This window comes from Paraburkholderia sp. BR10937 (assembly GCF_040965695.1).
Classification (GTDB): Bacteria; Pseudomonadota; Gammaproteobacteria; order Burkholderiales; family Burkholderiaceae; genus Paraburkholderia.
Window position 1 is genome coordinate 1 of sequence record NZ_JBFRCL010000138.1, and the last position, 1,361, is coordinate 1,361.

At 51.0% G+C, this 1,361-nt stretch carries 2 protein-coding genes and 1 pseudogene; all 3 read left to right on the forward strand.

Annotated features, from left to right (window positions below; all coding sequences use genetic code 11):
• The first annotated feature begins 55 nt into the window (after window positions 1–55).
• Window positions 56–478, forward strand: coding sequence for a type II toxin-antitoxin system HigA family antitoxin (locus tag AB4Y44_RS42300; RefSeq protein ID WP_368702804.1), 423 nt, complete (start codon window positions 56–58; stop codon window positions 476–478).
• Between the two features lie 411 nt (window positions 479–889).
• Entirely contained in the window at window positions 890–1,099 is a 210-nt protein-coding gene (locus tag AB4Y44_RS42305) for a hypothetical protein (protein ID WP_368702805.1), read from the forward strand.
• Window positions 1,100–1,126: 27 nt separating this feature from the next.
• Window positions 1,127–1,361 (forward strand): annotated as a pseudogene (locus AB4Y44_RS42310) (GNAT family N-acetyltransferase); the annotation flags it as partial.

Genomic DNA, 1,361 nt, shown 5'->3' on the forward strand with positions numbered 1-1,361 from the left:
GTCATGTGCTAACGCACAAGGAATATGACGAATGGACAAGGAAGAATAGAAGGAAATGAACATTCATAGCCATTCGGGAGGCTTTCCCGAATTTGCGAAGACCTGGTCCGCCCTGCAGGGCCAGGTTTTTCTCAAACCAATTCGTAACGAGGACGACCATCAAAAGATGGTCGAGCTCGCGAACGAACTCGCGGATCTTCTCGATGGTGAAGAAGAGGGCTCGTTGGCTGACTTCTTTGGCGTAGTTACGGACCTTATTGAAGTATGGGAGACTCACAATGTGAAGCTTCCGAAGGCCGAGCCTAGGGAAGTGCTACGGTACTTGCTGGAAGCGCACGATCTGAAGCAGAAGGATCTTGCAGATATCGCATCTCCAACCATCATCAGCGATATTCTGGCTGGGCGCCGGGCGATTAGTAAAAAAGTAGCTAATGATTTGGCTGAAAGATTTGGAACAGACATGAGTGCTTTTATTTGACACTCTATTGTTTGAATGTTGTTTAATAGTTTCTATTTTTCAACATAATTTCTTAACTCTAGATTCGTTGACTTGAACTATATTTTTAATAGTTTTTCAACGAGTGCCTGAGAATGGTTGCAGAAGATGACAGCGCGTCTTGGAGTGTGATGAACGCTGCGTTGGATACGAGAAAGAATGTTGAACTAGGAATGTATGAATGAGAGTGCCCAAAGAAGCGGGCACGACGATCTCACACCTTGACGATGGATTGATACACTGCGCAGCTTGCCGAGGCTGAGCAGCGCCTCTGATCCTTTGCCGGTTGAAGCGGTTGCGGGGCCGAACCTGGTTTCCTTGTGCCTGGGTTCGCCTCGCTAATTTTTTGTCGTCTTATATTTGATAATGTCCTTTATCACATATGGATGCTTCATGACACCAGACGACTACGTGGGCCGCAGTCAGGCAATCAGGAAGGAAATCGAGCGTTGCCGAGACCTTTTGGATGATGCGGCGAGGGCGTACGCGGAGAAAGGCGTGCTGAGTTCAGTCGACCTACTTGCTCGCGTGCATCGTGATCTCGATGACGCGTTGCGGAGACTGAAAGACCTCGATGATGAGTTCGTCGGTGGAAATAGCTAGGACTAACTGCGGGCTCCGCAACAACCCATGCGACTGACAATCAGCACGACCGATTCCCCCGACGACGGAATGCTCGCCGCGATCGGGGCGCCTCTTGCCCGGTATAACGAGCTGAGCACCGGCCAGCCTGATGATTACCGGCCGCTCGCTGTTTCGGTCTCGCATCCAGAAACCGGCGAAATCGTCGCTGGCCTTCTGGCCGGCACGAACTACGGCCAGCTCCATGTGCTTGTGCTGTTTGTGCAGGAAGAGTTGCGCGGCG

Bases quoted from the DNA above. Each gene is read 5' to 3' on its own strand.
- AB4Y44_RS42300 (WP_368702804.1), top strand. From the start codon at position 56: ATGAACATTCATAGCCATTCGGGAGGCTTTCCCGAATTTGCGAAGACC.
- AB4Y44_RS42305 (WP_368702805.1), top strand. From the start codon at position 890: ATGACACCAGACGACTACGTGGGCCGCAGTCAGGCAATCAGGAAGGAA.